The sequence below is a fragment of the Streptococcus halitosis genome (assembly GCF_003143695.2).
Taxonomy (GTDB): domain Bacteria; phylum Bacillota; class Bacilli; order Lactobacillales; family Streptococcaceae; genus Streptococcus; species Streptococcus halitosis.
In genome coordinates this window covers 227396-249745 of sequence record NZ_QEMY02000001.1, presented here as the reverse complement: position 1 = coordinate 249745, position 22350 = coordinate 227396, and the positions used below count along the sequence as shown (strand labels likewise).

The 22350-nt window shown below is 42.5% G+C and carries 21 protein-coding genes and 2 pseudogenes; 13 read left to right on the top strand and 10 right to left on the bottom strand.

Annotated elements, in window-relative coordinates:
• Nucleotides 1-429 precede the first annotated feature (429 nt).
• A pseudogene (locus DB729_RS09555) lies at nt 430-519 on the bottom strand (5-methyltetrahydropteroyltriglutamate--homocysteine methyltransferase); the annotation flags it as partial.
• Nucleotides 520-586: 67 nt separating this feature from the next.
• Here DB729_RS09555 and pnp point away from each other — a divergent pair.
• The 9 genes from pnp (at nt 587) to dtd (ending at nt 10828) form a co-directional block, all read left to right on the top strand.
• Nucleotides 587-2800 carry a polyribonucleotide nucleotidyltransferase gene (pnp, locus tag DB729_RS01335; RefSeq protein ID WP_109289704.1) on the top strand — a complete coding sequence of 738 codons (2214 nt, stop codon included), beginning with the start codon at nt 587-589 and terminating at the stop codon, nt 2798-2800.
• 15 nt (nt 2801-2815) lie between these two features.
• The gene (gene cysE / locus DB729_RS01330; RefSeq protein ID WP_061597939.1) at nt 2816-3433 is read left to right on the top strand and encodes a serine O-acetyltransferase; all 618 of its coding nucleotides are present in this window, start codon (nt 2816-2818) and stop codon (nt 3431-3433) included.
• A gap of 35 nt (nt 3434-3468) precedes the next feature.
• Nucleotides 3469-4137, top strand: coding sequence for a hypothetical protein (locus DB729_RS01325; protein ID WP_009729870.1), 669 nt, complete (start codon nt 3469-3471; stop codon nt 4135-4137).
• 23 nt (nt 4138-4160) lie between these two features.
• On the top strand, nt 4161-5504 hold the full coding sequence (cysS, locus tag DB729_RS01320; RefSeq protein ID WP_109289705.1) for a cysteine--tRNA ligase: 1344 nt from the start codon (nt 4161-4163) through the stop codon (nt 5502-5504).
• Nucleotides 5497-5883, top strand: coding sequence for a Mini-ribonuclease 3 (locus DB729_RS01315; RefSeq protein WP_109289706.1), 387 nt, complete (start codon nt 5497-5499; stop codon nt 5881-5883). The genes cysS and DB729_RS01315 overlap by 8 nt, the downstream gene beginning before the upstream one ends.
• Nucleotides 5884-5886: 3 nt before the next feature.
• Nucleotides 5887-6756: a helix-turn-helix domain-containing protein gene (locus DB729_RS01310; RefSeq protein WP_109289707.1), complete on the top strand. Its 870-nt coding sequence runs from the start codon at nt 5887-5889 to the stop codon at nt 6754-6756.
• A 113-nt stretch (nt 6757-6869) separates the two neighbouring features.
• Nucleotides 6870-8000: an ABC transporter ATP-binding protein gene (locus DB729_RS01305; RefSeq protein ID WP_000229937.1), complete on the top strand. Its 1131-nt coding sequence runs from the start codon at nt 6870-6872 to the stop codon at nt 7998-8000.
• A 138-nt stretch (nt 8001-8138) separates the two neighbouring features.
• Nucleotides 8139-10355: a RelA/SpoT family protein gene (locus DB729_RS01300; protein WP_109289708.1), complete on the top strand. Its 2217-nt coding sequence runs from the start codon at nt 8139-8141 to the stop codon at nt 10353-10355.
• 29 nt (nt 10356-10384) lie between these two features.
• The gene (dtd, locus tag DB729_RS01295) at nt 10385-10828 is read left to right on the top strand and encodes a D-aminoacyl-tRNA deacylase (RefSeq protein WP_000691419.1); all 444 of its coding nucleotides are present in this window, start codon (nt 10385-10387) and stop codon (nt 10826-10828) included.
• A 31-nt stretch (nt 10829-10859) separates the two neighbouring features.
• Here dtd and DB729_RS01290 read toward each other — a convergent pair whose 3' ends face one another.
• From DB729_RS01290 to DB729_RS01255, 7 genes are all read right to left on the bottom strand, one after another.
• Nucleotides 10860-11273: a hypothetical protein gene (locus DB729_RS01290; RefSeq protein WP_109289709.1), complete on the bottom strand. Its 414-nt coding sequence runs from the start codon at nt 11271-11273 to the stop codon at nt 10860-10862.
• 284 nt (nt 11274-11557) lie between these two features.
• Entirely contained in the window at nt 11558-12265 is a 708-nt protein-coding gene (locus DB729_RS01285; RefSeq protein ID WP_208637867.1) for a nicotinamide mononucleotide transporter, read from the bottom strand.
• A 119-nt stretch (nt 12266-12384) separates the two neighbouring features.
• Complete coding sequence (locus DB729_RS01275; RefSeq protein ID WP_109289710.1) at nt 12385-13035, bottom strand: metal-dependent transcriptional regulator; 651 nt, start codon at nt 13033-13035, stop codon at nt 12385-12387.
• An 83-nt stretch (nt 13036-13118) separates the two neighbouring features.
• Nucleotides 13119-13613, bottom strand: coding sequence for a thiol peroxidase (gene tpx / locus DB729_RS01270; RefSeq protein WP_000206541.1), 495 nt, complete (start codon nt 13611-13613; stop codon nt 13119-13121).
• A 122-nt stretch (nt 13614-13735) separates the two neighbouring features.
• Complete coding sequence (locus tag DB729_RS01265; protein ID WP_000733081.1) at nt 13736-14665, bottom strand: metal ABC transporter substrate-binding protein; 930 nt, start codon at nt 14663-14665, stop codon at nt 13736-13738.
• Nucleotides 14666-14691: 26 nt separating this feature from the next.
• Complete coding sequence (locus DB729_RS01260) at nt 14692-15540, bottom strand: metal ABC transporter permease (protein ID WP_084937391.1); 849 nt, start codon at nt 15538-15540, stop codon at nt 14692-14694.
• A complete protein-coding gene (locus tag DB729_RS01255) occupies nt 15537-16259 on the bottom strand; it encodes a metal ABC transporter ATP-binding protein (protein WP_109289711.1) in 723 nt (240 codons plus the stop codon). The genes DB729_RS01260 and DB729_RS01255 overlap by 4 nt, the downstream gene beginning before the upstream one ends.
• Nucleotides 16260-16438: 179 nt before the next feature.
• On the opposite strand from DB729_RS01255, the gene DB729_RS01250 reads away from it, so the two are divergent.
• A complete protein-coding gene (locus DB729_RS01250) occupies nt 16439-18331 on the top strand; it encodes a M13 family metallopeptidase (protein ID WP_109289712.1) in 1893 nt (630 codons plus the stop codon).
• Nucleotides 18332-18369: 38 nt separating this feature from the next.
• On the opposite strand, the gene DB729_RS01245 is transcribed toward DB729_RS01250, so the two are convergent.
• Both DB729_RS01245 and DB729_RS01240 read right to left on the bottom strand, forming a co-directional pair.
• Entirely contained in the window at nt 18370-18999 is a 630-nt protein-coding gene (locus DB729_RS01245; RefSeq protein ID WP_109289713.1) for an MBL fold metallo-hydrolase, read from the bottom strand.
• A gap of 63 nt (nt 19000-19062) precedes the next feature.
• Nucleotides 19063-20157 (bottom strand): DUF2974 domain-containing protein, encoded by a 1095-nt coding sequence (locus DB729_RS01240; protein WP_109289714.1) that lies wholly within the window; start codon nt 20155-20157, stop codon nt 19063-19065.
• A gap of 156 nt (nt 20158-20313) precedes the next feature.
• Between DB729_RS01240 and DB729_RS01235 the strand changes: the two genes are divergently transcribed.
• The 3 genes and pseudogenes from DB729_RS01235 to DB729_RS01225 form a co-directional block, all read left to right on the top strand.
• Nucleotides 20314-20991, top strand: coding sequence for a response regulator transcription factor (locus DB729_RS01235; protein WP_000548985.1), 678 nt, complete (start codon nt 20314-20316; stop codon nt 20989-20991).
• Complete coding sequence (locus DB729_RS01230) at nt 20984-21958, top strand: sensor histidine kinase (RefSeq protein ID WP_109289715.1); 975 nt, start codon at nt 20984-20986, stop codon at nt 21956-21958. Before DB729_RS01235 ends, DB729_RS01230 begins: the two co-directional genes overlap by 8 nt.
• 75 nt (nt 21959-22033) lie before the next feature.
• Nucleotides 22034-22312: pseudogene (locus tag DB729_RS01225) on the top strand (ABC transporter permease); the annotation flags it as partial.
• Between the last annotated feature and the right edge of the window lie 38 nt (nt 22313-22350).

Sequence of the window (22350 nt, the reverse complement as noted above, 5' to 3'; positions counted from 1 at the left end):
AAAAATATGATAAAATAGACTCTGTACGTACTTGATACAAAGATGAGGGTATTTAAGTTATAGAAGTTTTTTATTAAAACCTGATAATAGGTGTCTATAAAAAATACGAACGAAGTGAGTATTAAAAGATATTTTACGCTATAGTGGTATCTTAGATGATAACAATGTTATTATCTAAGACGAGATTTTTGAAACATTTGGCTCAAAAATTAGGGATGAAATTCCCTGGATTTCTAAAATCATCCACTGGATAATTTTACCTCCAGTTCACACTATTTCAGGGAACTATCAAAAAGATACTTAATTGAATTTTGGTCTCATTTCTTAGGAAAAAAGATAAGCTTCCTAGCACTCATCGAGTGCGGCGTCACCTTCCTATTTTTCTACAGAAATGTTCGGCAAGCCTAACCGTCCAAAATATCTTGATTAATTGAACACGCCTACAACTCTGTGGAAAAAGATAAATCTACCTAGGAGCAGTCGCTCCGTCGTTCGATTTCCTATTTTCCTTTGAGTTGCTTAACGGCTTAGTATCTTGATCTTTGTAGGCAAGGCGTATAATTTCATCAATCCAAAGGGGATTAAAATGACAAAACAAGTGTTTCAAACGACTTTTGCGGGTCGTGAGTTGATTGTAGAGACTGGTCAGGTTGCTAAGCAAGCAAATGGTGCAGTTGTCGTGCGTTACGGTGAGTCAACTGTCTTGACTGCTGCCGTTATGTCTAAGAAGATGGCAACTGGGGATTTCTTCCCACTTCAAGTCAACTACGAAGAAAAAATGTATGCGGCTGGGAAGTTTCCTGGTGGCTTTATGAAACGTGAAGGACGTCCTTCAACAGATGCGACTTTGACAGCGCGTTTGATTGACCGTCCAATCCGTCCAATGTTTGCGGAAGGTTTCCGTAACGAAGTGCAAGTGATCAACACCGTCCTTTCTTATGATGAAAATGCCTCTGCTCCAATGGCGGCAATGTTTGGATCATCCTTGGCACTTTCTATCTCAGATATTCCGTTTGACGGACCAATCGCTGGGGTACAAGTAGGTTATGTTGATGGCCAAATCATTATCAACCCTACTCAAGAACAGGCAGAGCAATCGCTTCTTGAATTGACAGTAGCTGGTACCAAACACGCTATTAACATGGTTGAGTCTGGTGCCAAAGAATTGTCAGAAGAAATCATGTTGGAAGCTCTTCTCAAAGGGCATGAAGCAGTCAAAGAATTGATTGCCTTCCAAGAAGAAATCGTTGCGGCAGTCGGTAAGGAAAAAGCAGAAGTGGAATTGCTTCATGTAGATGCTGACTTGCAAGCTGAAATCATCGCAGCCTACAACAGCGACCTCCAAAAAGCGGTTCAAGTAGAAGAAAAATTGGCTCGTGAAGCTGCAACTCAAGCAGTTAAAGACCAAGTTACTGCTGTTTACGAAGAAAAATATGTAGACCACGAAGAATTTGACCGTATCATGCGTGATGTGGCTGAAATCTTGGAACAAATGGAACACGCTGAAGTGCGCCGTTTGATTACAGAAGATAAGGTACGTCCTGACGGTCGTAAGGTTGATGAAATCCGTCCTTTGGATGCGGTTGTTGACTTTCTTCCTCGTGTGCACGGTTCCGGTCTCTTCACTCGTGGGCAAACTCAAGCCCTTTCAGTCTTGACCTTGGCTCCAATGGGGGAAACTCAAATCATCGATGGTTTGGATCCAGAGTACAAGAAACGCTTTATGCACCACTATAACTTCCCTCAATACTCTGTAGGGGAAACAGGTCGTTACGGTGCGCCTGGTCGTCGTGAAATTGGTCACGGTGCTCTCGGTGAGCGTGCTCTTGCTCAAGTCTTGCCAAGCTTGGAAGAATTCCCATACGCTATCCGTCTGGTAGCAGAAGTCTTGGAGTCAAATGGTTCTTCTTCTCAAGCCTCTATCTGTGCGGGAACTCTTGCCCTTATGGCTGGTGGTGTGCCAATCAAGGCGCCAGTAGCAGGGATTGCCATGGGTCTCATCTCAGATGGAAATAACTACACAGTCTTGACCGATATCCAAGGTTTGGAAGATCACTTTGGAGACATGGACTTTAAGGTAGCAGGTACTCGTGAGGGGATTACAGCCCTTCAAATGGATATCAAGATTCAAGGAATCACTGCAGAAATCTTGACAGAGGCTCTTGCCCAAGCCAAGAAAGCGCGTTTTGAAATCCTTGATGTGATTGAAACAACCATTCCAGAAGTTCGTCCAGAATTGGCTCCAACCGCACCGAAAATTGATACTATCAAGATTGATGTGGACAAGATCAAGATTGTCATCGGTAAGGGTGGAGAAACCATCGATAAGATCATCGCTGAAACAGGCGTTAAGATTGACATCGACGAAGAAGGAAACGTATCGATCTACTCTAGTGACCAAGCTGCTATTAACCGTGCCAAGGAAATCATTGCTGGCTTGGTTCGTGAGGCTAAAGTAGATGAAGTTTACCATGCCAAGGTTGTTCGTATCGAGAAATTCGGTGCCTTTGTTAACCTCTTTGACAAGACAGACGCCCTCGTTCACATTTCGGAAATGGCTTGGACGCGTACCAATAATGTCGAAGACTTGGTGGCTATTGGAGACGAAGTCGATGTCAAAGTTATCAAGATTGATGAAAAAGGACGTGTTGATGCTTCTATGAAGGCTCTTCTTCCACGTCCACCAAAACCTGAGCATGATGAAAAAGGCGAAAAGTCCGAGCGACCTCACCGTCCACGTCATCACAAGGACCACAAACCTAAGAAAGAATTTACAGAAACACCAAAAGATTCAGAATAAGAAAAGGAGAAATGTATGGGATGGTGGCGCGAAACCATTGATATTGTAAAAGAAAATGATCCAGCGGCACGCAACAGTTTGGAAGTTTTGCTGACTTATCCAGGTGTCAAGGCCTTAGCTGCCCACCGTCTCTCGCATTTTCTATGGAAGCATGGCTTCAAACTCCTAGCTCGGATGCACAGTCAGTTTTGGCGCTTTTGGACCCAGATTGAGATTCATCCGGGTGCCCAGATTGACTCAGGTGTTTTTATCGACCACGGTTCAGGTCTGGTGATTGGAGAGACAGCGATTGTTGAAAAAGGCGTTCTTCTTTATCACGGAGTAACACTTGGTGGGACAGGGAAGGATGTTGGCAAACGCCATCCGACTGTGCGTAAAGGAGCTCTCATATCAGCCCATGCCCAAGTCATCGGACCGGTAGAAATCGGTGAAAATGCCAAAGTCGGTGCTGCTGCAGTAGTCGTGGCAGACGTACCTAGTGATGTGACGGTTGTCGGTATTCCGGCTAAGATCGTCCGAGTTCATGGACAGAAGGATGAGCCGGTCATTCACGAAGTCGAAGAAAAACGAGAGTACTACGTCAATAAACTCGAGCAGGCTAAAGAAGCCAGTCACAGATCGTCGGGGTTGTAGAGAACAGTTATATATAAGTAAGGGAAGTGGTCGGAATGGATATTTTTTTTATTATTTTAGTTTTCTTTTCATTTATCTGTTTTTACTTTTACTCTAAACAAAAAGAAATGAAAATGGACATGGAGGCAGATTATAGCGATATTATAGGTCAAAAAGAAGAAATTGATGGGAAATTGTGCTTATTGTTTGAGTACACAAAGTATCAACCACGAAAGTACGATTATATTCTTGATAATTTTTTTCCTGGTCAAAGTGTTTTTGCAATTGATCCGAGAACAAATGAAGCAGATCCAAAACTGGAGTATGTTATATTAGATAGAATAGACCTAGAATATAAGAAAGATAGCAAAGAATTATTCGCCCCTTTTTATATCGTTTTTACGATTAAACCTAGAGAGGAATATAATAACTACTCAACCAGTATAGTCCATAATGCTCCCGTTCAAAATAACTATGCTGGTAATAACTATCAAGATAACAGATATAGCAATTACTATAATGAAATTATTTCAGTGTTGAATGAATACAAAACAGAATTGATTCGACATGGTATTAATGATAGCGAAATTGATAGTATCATTACTTCTCCGCAAGATAAACAAAAATTGGAATATTTCGTAGAAAAGTATGAACCAATTTTAAGAACTATTGAAGTTGCAAGTGCGGCTGCTACTCTTTTTGATTTATTGCTGAAATTTTTATAGATAGTAGGATATAGGAGTATTTTATGATTAAAATCTATGACACCATGTCTCGTGATTTGCGAGAATTTGTCCCAATCGAGGACGGTAAGGTTAAGATGTATGTCTGTGGGCCAACCGTCTACAACTATATCCACGTTGGGAATGCCCGTTCGACGGTGGCTTTTGATACCATTCGTCGTTATTTCGAATACCGTGGCTACGAAGTTGCCTATATTTCCAACTTTACAGATGTAGACGATAAGATTATCAACCGTGCCAAGGAAGAAGGTATCACGCCTCTGGAGGTTGCGGACAAGTACATCGCTGCCTTTCGTGAGGATGTGACGGCCTTGGGTGTGAAACCTGCGACTCGCCATCCGCGTGTAGTGGAGTTTATGGCGGACATCATTCGTTTTGTGGAAGACTTGATTGAAAAAGGTTATGCTTACGAGAGCCAAGGGGATGTCTATTTCCGTGTGGAAAAATCCCACAATTACGCCAAATTGGCTAACAAAACCTTGGAAGATTTGGAGCTGGGTGCTTCAGGTCGTACCGATGAAGAAACAGCTCGCAAGGAAAATCCTGTAGACTTTGCCCTTTGGAAAGCTGCAAAACCAGGCGAGATTTCTTGGGACAGTCCTTGGGGACCTGGTCGTCCGGGTTGGCATATCGAATGTTCAGTCATGTCGACAGAGATTTTGGGAGATACCATTGATATCCACGGTGGTGGAGCTGATTTGGAGTTTCCTCACCATACCAATGAAATTGCCCAGTCAGAAGCAAAAACAGGCAAGACTTTTGCTAACTACTGGATGCATAATGGCTTTGTTAACATTGATAATGTCAAGATGTCTAAGTCCTTGGGCAACTTTATCACCGTCCATGATGCCCTCAAAACCATTGATGGTCAAGTGCTTCGATTCTTCTTTGCGACTCAGCATTACCGTAAACCAATCAACTTTACTGAAAAGGCAGTGCGGGATGCAGAGACCAATCTCAAATATCTGAAGAACACTTACGAGCAACCATTTTCTGGGACTGTAGATACTCAAGAGTTGCAGGCTTTTAAAGATAAGTTTGTTGCCACTATGGATGAGGATTTCAACTCTGCCAACGGTATCACAGTTGTCTTTGAGATGGCCAAATGGATCAATTCTGGCAACTATGATGCAAGTGTTAAGGAAGCTCTTGCGGCTATGTTGGAAGTCTTTGGAATTGTCTTTATCGAGGAAGTTTTGGATGCAGATATCGAGGCCTTGATCCAAAAACGCCAAGAAGCGCGTGCCAATCGTGACTTTGCGACAGCGGACCAAATCCGTGACCAATTGGCGGCTCAAGGAATTAAGCTCCTTGACACCAAGGATGGAGTGAGGTGGACACGTGATTGATGTCAATCTCATTAATGGGATTGCGCTGGCTTTTGAGGGGGATGCGGTTTATTCCATGTATATTCGTCGCCATCTTATCCTCAAAGGGATGACCAAACCCAACAAGCTCCACCAAGAGGCGACTAAGTATGTGTCAGCCAAGGCTCAGGCTCGCTTGATTTCCCTCATGTTGGAGGAGCAAATCCTGACGGAAAAAGAAGAAGAAATCTACAAACGTGGTCGCAATACCAATAGTCACACAAAGGCTAAAAATGCAGATGTGGTGACTTACCGCATGTCTACAGGTTTTGAAGCAGTGATGGGCTATCTCCATCTGACTGAAAATGTGGAGCGTCTAGAGACCTTAATTTCTTGGTGCATCCAAAAAGTGGAGGGCTAGAATATGATTGCAAAGGAATTACAGGACTGGTTTCCTGAAGCTCAGATTTCAGATCAGCCGATTGAGAGACCAGGCTATCTTACTCTTCCTTTAGCCTCTCAGCAGTGGATTTTACTGGAGGAAGCTGGGCTCAGCGAGCGTGAAAAGCAGTTGGTTGCCCTTTTGACCCAGCAGGAGCAGGCTCGTTCGCTCAATCCTTGGTATCCCTATCTGATTGAGGGGAAGGGGCAGGCACCGCAAGCTTTCAAAAAGATTCAATTGGTTTATTGCCATCTATCTTATTACCAACAGGAAAATCTAGCCTCTTGGTTGGATATGATGCGGACTCTTTTTCCCAACTGCCAGACAGTGCTACAGGTCGGTGCTCAGGATTATGTATTCGTGCTTCAACAAGATAAGTACAGCTCTGTCCGCTCAATCTTATCTGATACGATTGAAGCGGTTGAGTATGACTTTGGCCTTCGTCTGTCTATCATGTTGGGGCAGGTTTGGTCTCAGACTGGGTATCAGGCTCTGTCAGATTTAATCCAAGCAGAGCGGGACTTGTTTAAGACATGGTGGCGTCAGGGTCACCAAGGTGTACACACCTTTTCACAACTCTATCTTTGGAGTATGGGAGAAAGATTAGTGGACCTGAAGGTAATCAAAGAATGCCTGCACCAGATGATCTTGGATCAGGACCAGATTCAGGAAATCATTCTCTCTCTTTGGGAAAACAGTGCTGTCCTAACTAAAACAGCCCAGCAACTCTATCTGCATCGCAATTCTCTCCAATACAAGATTGATAAATGGGAAGAATTGACAGGGCTACAGTTGAAGGAGTTGACGGATCTCACCCTGTGTTATCAGTTGATTTTAGCAGATATTCTCTAAAGTTTTGTGCAAGTTGCACAGAACTTTTTTATTTTTTTGGTCACCTTGCCATAGAAAAATAAAGCGTTTTCATCTATAATAAAACTATCAAAAGACAAAAGGAGTTTACCTCGATGGTAGAATTAAATCTTAAAAACATTTACAAAAAATATCCAAACAGCGAACACTACTCAGTTGAAGACTTCAACTTGGACATCAAAGACAAAGAATTTATCGTTTTCGTAGGTCCTTCAGGATGTGGTAAATCTACAACTCTTCGTATGATTGCGGGTCTTGAAGACATTACAGAAGGTACTGCATCTATCGATGGCGTGGTTGTCAATGACGTGGCTCCAAAAGACCGTGACATCGCCATGGTATTCCAAAACTACGCTCTTTACCCACACATGACTGTTTATGACAACATGGCTTTCGGTTTGAAATTGCGTAAATACAGCAAAGAAGACATCGACAAACGTGTGCAAGAAGCTGCAGCAATTCTTGGTTTGAAAGAATTTTTGGATCGTAAACCAGCTGACCTTTCAGGTGGTCAACGTCAACGTGTTGCCATGGGTCGTGCGATTGTCCGTGATGCAAAAGTGTTCTTGATGGACGAACCTTTGTCAAACTTGGATGCCAAACTTCGTGTATCTATGCGTGCTGAAATTGCGAAAATCCACCGCCGTATCGGGGCTACAACTATCTACGTAACCCACGACCAAACAGAAGCGATGACTCTTGCAGACCGTATCGTTATCATGTCAGCAACTAAGAACCCTGCTGGTACAGGTACTATCGGACGTGTAGAACAAATCGGTACTCCTCAAGAAGTTTACAAAAACCCAGTTAATAAATTCGTAGCAGGATTTATCGGAAGCCCAGCTATGAACTTCATCAATGTGAAATTAGAAGGCAATGAAATTGTTTCTGACGGTTTCCGCTTGAAAGTTCCAGAAGGTGCTTTGAAAGTTCTTCGTGAAAAAGGCTACGAAGGAAAAGAATTGATCTTCGGTATTCGTCCAGAAGACGTGAATGCAGAACCTGCTTTCCTTGAAACATTCCCAGAATCAGTTGTCAAAGCTACTATCTCAGTATCAGAATTGCTTGGTTCAGAATCTCACCTTTACTGCCAAGTTGGTAAAGACGAATTTGTTGCAAAAGTGGATGCTCGTGACTACTTGCAAACAGGTGCAACAGTTGAACTTGGATTTGACTTGAACAAAGCACACTTCTTCGACGTAGAAACTGAAAAAACAGTCTACTAAGCAAATGAAATGTCAAAATACTGCTAGAGAAATCTGGCAGTGTTTTTTTAATGATTGGTATTGGCATAAAAACAGGCTTTTCTAGTTTTCATATCCTTAAAAAAGTGATAAAATGGTAGGAAGAATTGGAGAGTATAGATGCCGAAAGAAGTGAATTTGACGGGCGATCAGGTAGTCGCTTTAACGAGAGAATATTTATCAAAGGAAGACGTTGCTTTTGTACAAAAAGCATTGATTTACGCAGTTGATTGTCATAGTGGGCAGTTTCGGAAATCAGGTGAGCCCTATATTATCCATCCCATTCAGGTAGCAGGAATTTTGGCTAAGCTCAAGCTGGATGCCGTAACCGTTGCCTGTGGTTTTTTGCATGACGTGGTTGAAGACACAGATGCGACACTGGATGATTTGGAGAGAGAGTTCGGTCACGATGTTCGGATTATCGTTGATGGAGTGACCAAGCTTGGTAAGGTTGAGTACAAATCACTCGAGGAACAATTGGCTGAAAATCACCGCAAGATGCTTATGGCCATGTCTGAGGATATCCGTGTTATCTTGGTTAAATTATCGGACCGTTTGCACAATATGCGGACTCTCAAACACCTGCGAAAGGACAAGCAAGAACGTATCTCCAGAGAAACTATGGAAATTTACGCACCACTTGCTCATCGTCTGGGGATTTCCAGTGTCAAGTGGGAGTTGGAAGATCTATCTTTCCGTTACCTCAATCCAACTGAGTTTTACAAGATTACCCACATGATGAAGGAAAAACGCAGAGAACGTGAGGCTTTGGTTGATGAAGTCGTAACCAAGTTGGAAGAGTACGCTACCGAACGCAATCTCAAAGGGAAAATCTATGGTCGTCCTAAGCATATCTATTCGATCTACCGCAAGATGCAGGATAAGAAGAAACGCTTTGAGGAAATTTATGACCTGATTGCCATTCGCTGTATCTTAGATACCCAGAGTGATGTCTATGCTATGCTGGGTTATGTGCATGAACTTTGGAAACCTATGCCAGGCCGCTTCAAAGACTATATCGCCAATCGTAAGGCCAATGGTTACCAGTCTATCCATACAACCGTTTATGGGCCAAAAGGGCCGATTGAATTCCAGATTCGGACCAAGGAAATGCACGAAGTGGCTGAGTACGGGGTTGCAGCTCACTGGGCTTATAAGAAAGGCATTAAAGGGCAGGTCAACAGCAAGGAATCTGCTATTGGGATGAACTGGATCAAGGAGATGATGGAGCTCCAAGACCAGGCTGATGATGCCAAGGAATTTGTGGACTCTGTTAAGGAAAACTATCTGGCGGAGGAGATTTACGTCTTTACTCCTGATGGTGCGGTTCGCTCCCTACCAAAAGATTCAGGACCGATTGACTTTGCCTATGAAATCCATACCAAAGTCGGTGAAAAAGCAACTGGTGCCAAGGTCAATGGCCGTATGGTTCCGCTGACAACTAAGCTCAAGACAGGGGATCAGGTTGAAATTGTTACCAACCCGAATTCCTTTGGTCCGAGTCGTGACTGGCTCAATATGGTCAAGACCAGCAAGGCGCGCAACAAGATTCGTCAGTTCTTTAAAAATCAAGACAAGGAATTATCTGTTAACAAGGGCCGTGAGATGCTGATGGCCCAGTTCCAAGAAAACGGCTATGTAGCCAATAAATTCATGGACAAGCGTCATATGGACGAGGTTCTTCAAAAGACCAGCTACAAGACAGAAGAGGCTCTCTATGCAGCTATTGGTTTTGGAGAAATTGGTGCTATTACGATCTTTAACCGTTTGACCGAAAAGGAACGTCGTGAGGAAGAACGCGCCAAGGCAAAGGCGGAAGCAGAAGAGCTTGTCAAAGGTGGCGAAGTTAAGGTCGAAAACAAAGAAACCCTCAAGGTCAAGCATGAGGGTGGTGTGGTCATTGAAGGTGCTTCAGGTCTCTTAGTGCGGATTGCTAAGTGTTGCAATCCAGTTCCGGGTGACGACATTGTCGGCTACATTACCAAGGGACGAGGTGTAGCTATTCACCGTGTGGATTGTATGAATCTACGTGCCCAAGAAAACTACGAGCAACGTCTCCTTGATGTGGAATGGGAAGATCAATTCTCAAGCAAGGAATACACTGCCCACATCGATATCTATGGTCTCAACCGTACAGGGCTTTTGAACGATGTTTTACAAGTTCTCTCCAACACAACTAAGAATATCTCGACCGTTAATGCTCAACCAACCAAGGATATGAAATTTGCCAATATCCATGTCTCCTTTGGTATTTCCAACCTCTCTACACTGACTACAGTCGTGGATAAGATTAAGAGTGTGCCTGAGGTCTACTCTGTCAAACGGACCAACGGCTAATTCTCCCCTCAGTTACTAGAAAGGCTATTATGAAAATCATTATCCAACGGGTTAAAAAAGCCCAAGTGAGTATCGAAGGTCAGGTTCAGGGGAAAATCAATCAGGGGCTCTTACTGTTGGTCGGTGTAGGTCCAGAGGACCAAGAGGAAGATCTGGATTATGCTGTCCGAAAGCTTGTCAATATGCGGATCTTTTCAGACGCAGAAGGCAAGATGAATCTATCTGTCAAGGATATTGAAGGGGAAATCCTTTCGATTTCTCAGTTTACCCTCTTTGCAGATACTAAGAAGGGCAATCGTCCAGCCTTTACAGGTGCAGCCAAGCCTGATATGGCATCAGACTTTTATGACGCTTTCAATCAAAAACTAGCACAAGAAGTGCCCGTTCAGACAGGTATCTTTGGAGCGGATATGCAGGTGGAGCTGGTCAATGACGGACCAGTCACCATTATCCTTGATACTAAAAATAGATAAGAAAACCAAGCCCAGCTGGCTTGGTTTTTGTTTAGAAACAATCACATAAAGAAATGTGTTTGTCGTAAAAGTCTGGATAGTTTTCTCTTAGGTAGTTAGCCGTCAGATAATAAAAAGTAGAATGGCAAGAAGTGACGATTGGCATAAGAGAGGAAAATCGCTGAGAACTAGTGAAGGCTAAAAGGACAAATAATAGAAAGTCAATGGTGAAAACTCCTAAATAGTAGAAGCGAATCTTTTTATTGATTTGAGGATAAATCTCAGGGAAATGATGTTTGAGTCGGAAGACCAAGCGAAATAGCAGTAGTCCTTGAGCAAGGATGAAAATAAAACCAGACAGCAGGAGCCAGCCTACAGAGAGATCGGTTTTGGAGATAAAAATTGCTAATAGTAGCAAATCGTAGAGTGCAATGGCTGCAAAATGGATTCTAAAGAGCTTTTTCATAGGAAAACCTCCCTCTTTTATCTAGCTTCATTCTACACTAAACGAATGAGAGTTACAACTAATACTCAATGAAAATCAAAAAGCAAACTAGGAAGCTAGCCACAGGTTGCTCAAAGCACTGCTTTGAGGTTGTAGATAAGACTGACGAAGTCAGTTACATATATCTTCGGCAAGGCGAAGCTGACGTGGTTTGAAGAGATTTTCGAAGAGTATAAAATGATAATAAATAGTAGAAGGAAGATTCTATTAAGTCGTCTTTCTTTCTTTATTTGAGTCTCCTTCTGTTATCTATCTTCTTTGTCATTCCAGACAAATAAAGCTCCGATTGCATTGAGGATATAAAAGATGTATTTACCGATATTAGCGAAGTTGCCTTGAATGCCAGCCTTTGTCAGCTGCACAAAATTGTAAATCAACCAAAATCCCCACTGAGTTGTCAGTTTCAATGCGTTTAAAGCATTGGCAATGAGGGACAGTGCAAAGGCAATAGTTGTCACGTAGGCAAGGAGATTCATCTTTCCTCCATAGCCGATATAGTTGGTCACAAAGGCAAAGAGGAAGGCGATGATTGAAATGATGATGGCTGCCAATTTTACCTGTTTTTGGCTCATTTGGTTGGGTCTACCTTCTTGCGAAGCTTCCCATTTCTTAATAGCAAAGGTATAGATGAGAAAGGTAACAGGATAGGTGATAATGGCCGCCTTATTTCCAAGGATATAATCAATGGTACCAGACAAAATCGTATTGATAATGCCAAAGTAATTTCCCCATTTGCTTAATTTTCCCGTGAAACGAGTGGACAACATGGAAATCCCAACGTTGGTTACGGAAATCAATCCAAAGGGAACAAGTGCAGTCCATGGTCCCCAGTCTACAAATTTGTCGAGACGTGAGTTGAGGTAACCAGATGCAATCGCAATCCCAACGACCAAAGCAACCCCGAAAAGGTCAAACCATTTAGATGTCGCAAAAATTTTTAGTGATTTTTTCATATGTTAAACTATCTTTCTTTTTTTAACAAATATTCTACAACTAAATGAAAGCAAAATCAAATGATAGAAATAAAACCCTGAAAATAAAATTTTCAGGGGTGGTTGGGGTACTTGAGAAATTAGTTGATTTTTTCGACATAGAGTTGTTTGGCGATATCCATACTAACTTGGAGGTCTTCGTCTTTGTTGACCAGTGTAAAGGTATTGGAAAAATTATCAAACTGCTTGACTTGGACTTGGTCACCGATATGAATTTCATGCTTTTCTAAGTATTTGAGCAGATCAAAGCTATCGTGAACCCGAGTCAGGAGATAGGTACCGGCTTCTTTGGTATCTGCTAGAGGTAGGTTGTTGATTTCGACCAGGAGCTCTCCCTTAGCTGGGATGGTTCCTCCGTGGGGGCAGGTTTTAGGGAAGCCCAGTAGTTTATCCAGTCTCTCTACGAAGAGGTCAGATACAGTGTGCTCTAGGACCTCAGCTTCCTCATGGATCTGGTCACTGGTATAGTCGAGATGGTGAACTAGAAAGACCTCAATCAACCGGTGTTTGCGATAGAGTTCGGAGACTAGTTTGAGCCCAATATCTGTCAATAGATAGCCATTCTCCCTATCCTTGAGGATGAGATTTTCACTTTTCATGCGTTTGATCATCTCTGTTACGGCAGGTGGAGAGACTTGCATACGGGTAGCAATTTCCTTATTGGTGATTTTCTGCATCTCCGTACCGATTTCATAAATACATTTTAGATAGTCTTCTTTATTTGGCGTCATTCGTTTCCTCTTGTCTTTTCTCTCCATCTAGTATATCAAAAAAAGCTAGATTTCTCTAGCCTTCTGCCCTAATGGCTTTGATTTTAGTCCAGTTCTTTCACTGCAGCAATAGCAGCTTCAAAATCTGGTTCCGTGTTGATGTTGTCAACGTATTCTACGTAACGGATGACATTGTCAGTATCGAGAACAAAGACGGCACGTGCAAGGAGATGCCACTCGTTAATCAAAAGGGCATAATCGCGCCCGAAAGAATGGTCAAAGTAGTCTGATAGCATGATGGCATTGTCAAGACCTTCAGCCCCACACCAGCGTCCTTGGGCAAATGGTAGGTCCATAGAAACGGTAAGAACGACGGTGTTGTCAAGGTTGGCAAGTTCTTGGTTGAATCGACGTGTTTGCGTTGAGCAGACACCAGTATCGATAGAAGGGACAACACTCAAGACTTTTTTCTTTCCATCAAAGTCAGCTAGCGTTTTTTTAGAGAGATCGGTTGTTGTAAGAGAAAAGTCAAGTGCCTTGTCTCCGACTTGCAGTTGTTTACCTGTAAAAGTTACAGGATTTCCGAGAAAAGTGGTCATGAAACTACTCCATTCTTTTTTCTTTTATTTTACCGAGAATTGTCAGATTTTTCCAATGATTTGACCGGAAATTAAGTGATAAAAAAACGCCCATTCACGTGAGAACGACGTTTTTTAGTGGATTACTTAGACAAACCTTCAGCAATCTTGTCAAGGTTGTATTTCATCATGCTGTAGTAGCTGTCGCCTTCTTTGCCTTCTTCAGCGATTGAGTCAGTAAAGATTTGTGCGTAGATTGGGATGTTTGTGTCTTGTGAAACAGTCTTCATTGGACGGTCATCGACACTTGATTCAACAAAGAGTGATGGAACTTTTGTTTGGCGAAGTTTTTCAACCAAGGTTTTGATTTGTTCAGGAGTACCTTCTTCTTCCGTGTTGATTTCCCAGATGTAGGCACTTGGAACACCGTAGGCTTTAGAGAAGTATTTGAAGCATCCTTCGCTGGTTACGATGAGTTTCTTTTCAGCAGGGATATTGTTAAATTTCTCTTTGGCTTCCTTGTCCAGTTTGTCTAGTTTTTCAGTATAGTCTTTGAGATTTTTTTCGTAGAATTCCTTGTTGCTAGGGTCCTTGGCAATGAGCTGTTTAGCAATATTTTTAGCATAAATCATCCCATTTTCAAGGTTGAGCCAAGCGTGTGGGTCTTCTTTGCCTTTCTCGTTTTGGCCTTCAAGGTAGATGATGTCTACACCGTCGCTAACTGCAAAGTAGTCTTTGTTTTCAGTTTTCTTGGCATTTTCGACCAATTTGGTAAACCAAGCATTGCCACCTGTTTCAAGGTTGATACCGTTATAGAAAATCAAGTCAGCTTGAGAAGTTTTCTTAACGTCTTCAGGAAGTGGTTCGTATTCGTGTGGGTCTTGACCAACAGGAACGATACTGTGAAGATCAATCTTGTCACCAGCGATATTTTTGGTAATATCAGCGATAATTGAGTTTGTAGCAACAACTTTTAGTTTTTGACCAGAAGTAGCATCTTTTTTTCCGCTAGCACATGCTACAAGTGCAATAACGGAAAGAAAGAGTACAAGCAATGTACCTAATTTTTTCATTAGATTCCTCCAGAAAGGGTCTCCCCTTATTTATTGATTTTTTTATGTTTCAGTTTCAAATATCGTTGTTTTGGAGCGATAAAGAAGCTAATGAGAAAGAAACTGGCAGATGTGAGCACGATGCTCGATCCTGCTGCGAGATTGAAGCTATAGCCGATAAAGAGTCCCACAACAGAAGCTAGAGCTCCTAGACTTGATGAAAGGAAAATCATGCTCTTTAGGCTATTAGCGTAAAGATAAGCCGTCGCAGCTGGGGTGATTAGCATAGCCACGATAAGAATGGTTCCAACACTTTGCATGGCGGTGACGGACACAAGGGTCAAGAGCACCATGAGCAGATAGTGGTAGAAATTGACAGGCATTCCCATGGCTTTAGCCAGGAGCTCGTCAAAGGATGTAATCAATAGTTGTTTAAAGAAAATCCCGATAATCAAGAGAATGATTGCCCCCACACCAATGGTAATCCACATATCCATGTCTTGGACAGCGAGGATATTCCCGAAAAGGATATGGAAGAGGTCTGTCGAACTCTTGGCAACACTAATCAAGATGACACCTAGGGCTAAGAAAGATGAAAAGGTAATACCAATGGCAGTGTCACTCTTGATGATAGAGTTTCCCTTGATATAGGTAATGATGATGGAGGCCATCAAGCCAAAGATAATGGCTCCAATAAAGAAATCAATTCCCAGGATAAAGGAAAGGGCTACGCCGGGCAAAACTGCGTGAGAGATAGCATCTCCCATGAGAGACATCCCACGTAGGATGATAAAACATCCCACAGCTCCAGCAACCACTCCGATGACTATAGCTGTTATCAAGGCGTTTTGTAGGAAATGGAAATGTTGCAATCCATCGATAAATTCTGCTATCATAGGTCACCTCCATTGAAAAAGAGTTTGCTACCGTAGGCCTTCTTAAGATTGGCTTCGGTAAAGGTTTCTTTAGTTGGGCCAAGGTCTATTAATTCTCGATTGAGAAGCAAAACTTGGTCGAAATAATGGGGGACTTTGCTGAGGTCATGATGGACGATGAGAACTGTTTTACCAGCTTTTTTAAGGTCTCTCAGCGTATTCATGATAATCTCTTCACTAACCGAGTCAATCCCGACAAATGGCTCATCTAGAAAGATGTAGTCAGCTTCCTGCACTAAGCAACGGGCAATCAACACACGTTGAAATTGTCCTCCTGAGAGCTGGCTGATTTGGCGATTAGCATAGTCTGAGAGTCCAACGATTTCAAGTGCATCTGCCACTTTTTTCCAGTGACTAGCCTTTAAGGTGTGAAAGAGTGGGATGGATGGATAGAGTCCCAGAGAGACGCATTCCTTGACCTTGATAGGGAAATTGTAGTCGATATGGATCTTTTGCTCGACATAGGCAACTCGATGTAAAGATTTCTTGAATTCTTTGTCATCGAGAAAGGCCTGACCTTCATGTGGGATAATTCCCAACATACTTTTTAATAAAGTTGATTTTCCAGCACCGTTTGGACCAATAATTCCGGTAATAGTTGGTCCTTGGAGCACTAGTGAAATATCCTTTAGTGCCAACGTTTCTTTGTAGGAGACACTGAGGTTTTCGATACGTATCATACAGTTGTATTCCTCCTGTCTTTTAATATACCTTAAAAAAAAAATTAAGTCAAGTTAATTTTTGAAAAATTTAAAATAATAACTGAAAAATGAAGTGAAAAGAGAAACCATTTTTAATTGCATTTCCAAGTGTTTTTTGCTAAGCTAAGAATAAGTGAAAAAATGAAAGCGAGAACAAGATGACACGTTATCAAGACGATTTTTATGATGCAATCAATGGCGAATGGGAAAAAACAGCTGTTATTCCAGCTGACAAATCTCGAACAGGTGGTTTTATTGACCTTGATGAGGAAATTGAAGAGTTGATGCTGGCGAATACGGACAAGTGGTTGGCAGGTGAAAAAGTCCCAGAGGATGCCATCCTCGCAAACTTTGTTAAGTACCATCGTATGGTACGTGATTTTGACAAGAGAGAAGCAGATGGGATTAATCCTGTTTTGCCAATGCTCAAGGAATACCAAGATTTGGAGAGCTTTGCAGATTTCACCAGCAAACTGACAGAGTTTGAACTAGCAGGGAAGCCAAACTTCCTTCCATTTGGAGTATCACCAGACTTTATGGATGCCAGAACCAATGTTCTCTGGGCCAGTGCTCCAGGAACTATCTTGCCAGATACAACCTACTACGCTGAAGACCATCCTCAGCGTGAGGAGTTGTTAGGTTTGTGGAAGGAAAGTACTACGAATCTTCTCAAAGCCTATGATTTTTCAGATGAGGAAATCGCAGATTTACTAGAGAAACGATTGGAATTGGACCGTCGCACTGCGGCTGTAGTGCTTTCTAACGAAGAAAGTTCAGAATATGCCAAACTCTACCATCCATACGCTTATGAAGATTTCAAGAAATTTGCCCCTGCACTTCCATTGGATGATTTCTTCCAAACAGTTCTTGGACAAACTCCAGATAAGGTTATCGTAGACGAGGAACGTTTCTGGCAAGCAGCAGATCAATTTTATAGTGAAGAAGCGTGGCCTTTACTCAAAGCAACCTTGATTTTGGGTGTGGTCAATCTCTCAACCAGCTACCTCACAGACGAGATTCGTGTCTTATCAGGTGCTTACGGACGTGCCCTTTCAGGTGTGCCAGAAGCACAGGACAAGGTCAAGGCAGCTTATCACTTAGCCCAAGGTCCTTTCAAGCAGGCTCTTGGTCTCTGGTATGCGCATGAAAAATTCTCCCCAGAAGCTAAGGCTGACGTAGAGAAAAAAGTAGCGACTATGATTGACGTTTATAAGGAACGCTTGGCTAAGAACGACTGGCTCACGCCTGAAACGCGAGACAAGGCCATTGTCAAACTCAATGTCATCAAGCCTTATATCGGTTATCCAGAGGAATTGCCAGAACGCTACAAGGACAAAGTAGTGGATGAAACTGCTAGTCTCTTTGAGAATGCCCTAGCCTTTGCGCGTGTGGAAATCAAGCACAGCTGGAGCAAGTGGAACCAACCGGTTGACTACAAGGAGTGGGGGATGCCAGCTCATATGGTCAATGCCTACTACAATCCTCAGAAGAACTTGATTGTCTTCCCAGCGGCTATTTTACAGGCTCCATTCTATGACTTGCATCAATCGTCTTCTGCCAACTACGGTGGGATTGGTGCTGTTATTGCTCACGAGATTTCTCATGCCTTTGACACAAATGGTGCGTCCTTTGATGAAAATGGTAGCCTCAAGGATTGGTGGACAGAGAGTGACTATACTGCTTTCAAAGAAAAAACACAAAAAGTTATCGACCAGTTTGATGGGCAAGAATCTTACGGTGCAAGAATCAACGGAAAACTAACTGTATCAGAAAATGTTGCCGACCTAGGAGGAATTGCTGCAGCCCTTGAAGCTGCTAAGAGAGAACCAGACTTCTCTGCTGAAGAATTCTTCCACAACTTTGCTCGTATCTGGCGCATGAAAGGTCGTCCTGAGTTGATGAAACTCATGGCCAGTGTCGACGTGCACGCGCCTGCCAAACTCCGTGTCAATGTGCAAGTGCCAAACTTCGATGACTTCTTTACAACTTACGATGTCAAAGAAGGCGATGGTATGTGGCGTTCACCAGAGGATCGTGTGATTATTTGGTAAGATAAAAACCAAGGAAATTATCCTTGGTTTTTTGCTTGCTAGAAAAAGGGATTAAAAGTCTTTTCGTGAGCGATAGTCGTAGCTGGACCATGCCCAGGGTAGACATCGTAGTTAGGAAGGGTGAAGAGTTGAGTTTGGATACTATGGAGGAGTTGTTCCGTGCTACCTGTAGGAAGATCGGTCCGTCCGATGGTTTCTCGGAAAAGAGCATCACCCGTCAAGACTAGATGGGCCTCAGGAAAAACGAGGGAAACACCTCCGATAGAGTGCCCTGGGGTTGGTAGAACTGTAAAACGAAATTCCTCAAGCTGGTATTCCTCGTGAAAGACAAAGGTGTGTTCTGCTGGTTTTGCGACCACATCTGCCATATCATCGTGACGAGGGAGACCAGAGAGATTATCTACAGGTGTATAAAGCCAAGAAGCTTCACTCTCTGCTACATAAACAGGGGGATTTCCAAAAGTATCTCTGACCAAGTCCAGACTCATAATGTGGTCGTAGTGGGTGTGGGTCAGGAGAATCGCACAAACTGGTTTGTTGATTTTCTCAATAGTCTTGCGAATAGCTTCCCAATGGCTACCTGGGTCAACCACAATTAAGTGTTGATCCCCTTCTAGATAATAAGTATTTTCATAGGCAACGGGATTCACGGTTTTATGGATTTTCATACTGGCTCCAATCTCAAAGAATGTACTAAACTAAGTATAGCATAGAAGAGGATACTTAGGGTATCAGAAAGTCTTTTTCGTGTCTTGACGATTTTTCCAAGCCTGGTATCGGGTGTCAATCAAGAGTTGGGTTAAGCGCCCCATGGTTTCTCTTTCTTCGGGAGTGAGGGATTGAGCTTGGACAAAGAGTTGATGAATGTGTTCAATGACCTTGAAGGAAGAAAGATCGTTGATAGAGGAGATGCCTGCATCGAGAATGATTCCGAAAAAGAGGTCGAAATAGAGTTGTAGTTCCTCGTCAGGGACTGTTTCAACCCATTCCTTGAAGGTTGTATCGACTTGCTGACTATCACTATTGGTCTCGTCCAGTTGGACAAAGTGTTTGTCTTCAACCTGCCAACTAAAGGTATCGTGCTGGGCGATGCCACCCAAGGCAGTACTTCGAACAACGATTTTTTTATCCGGAATTTCCAGCATCATCCCGATGATAGAACCTTGTGGGATAAATACTTTTGTTCTGTCTATCATGTTTTGATAGCCTAGTGTTTCGGTTAGTTCCTTGTGAAGCCCAGGTGCATCAAAAGTATAGACAGCGATAATGTTTTTCTGCAAGTTTGGATCAAGTTGACTGGCAGCATAGACAGCTAGATTGCCCCCTTTTGAGTGTCCTGCTAGGATAACCTTTTGGTTAGGATGTTGGGCAAAAAAGTCCTCTAAATACTGGAGGGCATGTTTTTGAGCTGGGATTTCCTTCATATAGGTCATATGGAAATCTTCTTTCCAACCAATGATGCTGTCATCCGTTCCACGAAAAACAAGCAAATAGGTATCGAGACTGATACGATAAGTCATGGCTGCAAACTGTTTCTGCAATTCAGGATCAATATCGTTGATAAATTCTGAGAGCTTGCAATTTTTAAATCGTTTGTGTTGAGCGAGTTGATCCAATAACTGGAGACGGTTTTTATTGGTCAGCATCGTCGTGTCTCTAGGAATTTGAGGTGCAAGATCTATGAGGCGCTTTGGTTCTTGGGTGACTGCATCATCAAAAGCAAGGTAGGTTAATTCAGTCAAGGCAAGAACATCTAACTCGTTCACGGAGAGGTCATAAAAGGAATCGTATGCTACATCATTGAGGTAGTCAAAAATATTGGCCATAAAAGCTCCTTTCTCTATATTTATCCTATCACATTTATCTAGAATTAGCTAGTAGGCTTACTAGATTTTGCTATACTGCTAGCGAGATGGTTTAAATACAGGTTTGCGTTTTATCCATAGGGAAAATCTGTTATAATAAGAACAAAGGAGGAGCGCATGCACAAGATTTTACTAGTAGAAGACGACCAAGTTATTCGGCAACAAGTTGGTAAACTACTCTCTGAGTGGGGGTTTGAGGTCGTTTTGGTAGAAGATTTTATGGAAGTATTGAGCCTTTTTGTTCAGTCAGAACCTCATTTGGTCCTCATGGATATTGGTTTGCCTCTTTTTAATGGTTACCACTGGTGCCAGGAGATTCGCAAGATTTCTCAGGTACCTATCATGTTTCTGTCTTCGAGAGATCAGGCGATGGATATTGTCATGGCGATCAATATGGGTGCGGATGATTTTATAACCAAACCTTTTGACCAGCAGGTGCTCCTTGCCAAGGTTCAGGGCTTGTTGCGCCGTTCCTATGAGTTTGGACGGGATGAAAGTCTGCTGGAGTATGCGGGTGTGATCCTCAATACCAAGTCTATGGACCTGCACTATCAGGGGGAAGTCCTGAGTTTGACCAAGAATGAATTTCAGATTTTACGCGTTTTATTTGAACATGCGGGTAATATCGTGGCGCGTGATGACCTGATGCGGGAACTCTGGAACAGCGACTTTTTCATCGATGACAATACCCTGTCTGTCAACGTTGCTCGCTTGCGCAAAAAGTTGGAGGAGCAAGGCTTGGCAGGATTTATCGAAACCAAGAAGGGAATAGGGTACGGACTGAAACATGCTTGATTGGAAACTATTTTTTCTGGCCTATCTGCGTTCTCGCAGTCGTCTTTTTGTCTATATTTTTTCATTGGGTTTTCTTGTTTTTCTCTTTCAGTTTTTATTCGCTAGTATAGGATTTTATTTCTTCTATTTTTTCCTCCTCAGTAGCTTTTTAACCCTTTTATTTTTGGTTTGGGATATTTTTGCAGAAGCTCAGATTTACCGGCAGGAAGTACTCTATGCTGAAAGAGACCCAAAGTCTCCTTTGGAATGTGTGCTAGCGGAAAAACTCGAAGAGCGTGAGTCTGAATTGTATCAAAAGAAGTCAGAAGCCCAAAGTAAACTGACGGATTTGCTTGACTACTACACCTTGTGGGTTCATCAGATAAAGACTCCTATTGCAGCGAGCCGTCTCTTGGTAGCAGAAGTATCTGATCGTGAGGTCAAGCAGCAACTGGAACAGGAAATCTTTAAGATTGACTCCTATACCAATCTGGTGTTGCAGTATCTTCGTTTGGAAAGCTTCCACGATGACTTGGTCTTTGAAAAGGTTCAAGTGGAGGATTTGGTTAAGGAAGTGGTTCGTAAGTATGCTCTTTTCTTTATCCAAAAGGGACTGACGGTCAATCTACATGACCTTGACAAAATCATCGTGACCGATAAGAAGTGGCTGTTGGTCGTCATTGAACAAATCCTCTCAAACAGCCTCAAATACACCAAGAAAGGTGGACTAGAGATTTATATGGAAGGCCAGGAGCTCTGTATCAAGGATACGGGGATTGGGATTAAAAACAGTGATGTACTCCGAGTCTTTGAACGTGGTTTTTCAGGCTACAATGGGCGTTTGACCCAGCAGTCGTCTGGACTTGGCCTCTACCTATCCAAGAAAATTTCTGAAGAACTGGGTCACCAGATTCGTATCGAGTCTGAGGTCGGAAAAGGAACGATAGTGCGGATTCAGTTTGCTCAAGTGAACTTAGTCCTTGAGTGAGAAGAGTAGATAAGAGCCCAGGATAAGACAACTGGGCTTTTCTATCTTTAACCGTGTAGCCTAGTAAATTATTTTATCTACTATAAACAAATCTCTGAGGGATATGAAGACCACGAACGAAAAGGTAGGTCTAGATCAAAAGCAGATTAAGCAAACCATTAACAAGCAAATCTTGACAGTTTTCTTCCTTCCTGTAATTTTTGCATTTCTCCATTGGCCTTTGCTTATCATATGCTTAGTTTAGTTCTCGAGGTCATTGAAGTAGTCGATGATACCATGAGGTTGACGATAACTTTCTATATCTGTTCAATTGATAGATTTCTTCAGATAAAGACTGTAAAATTTTTGATATAATATCAATGATGGACTGATGGATATTTAAAAGATAATCT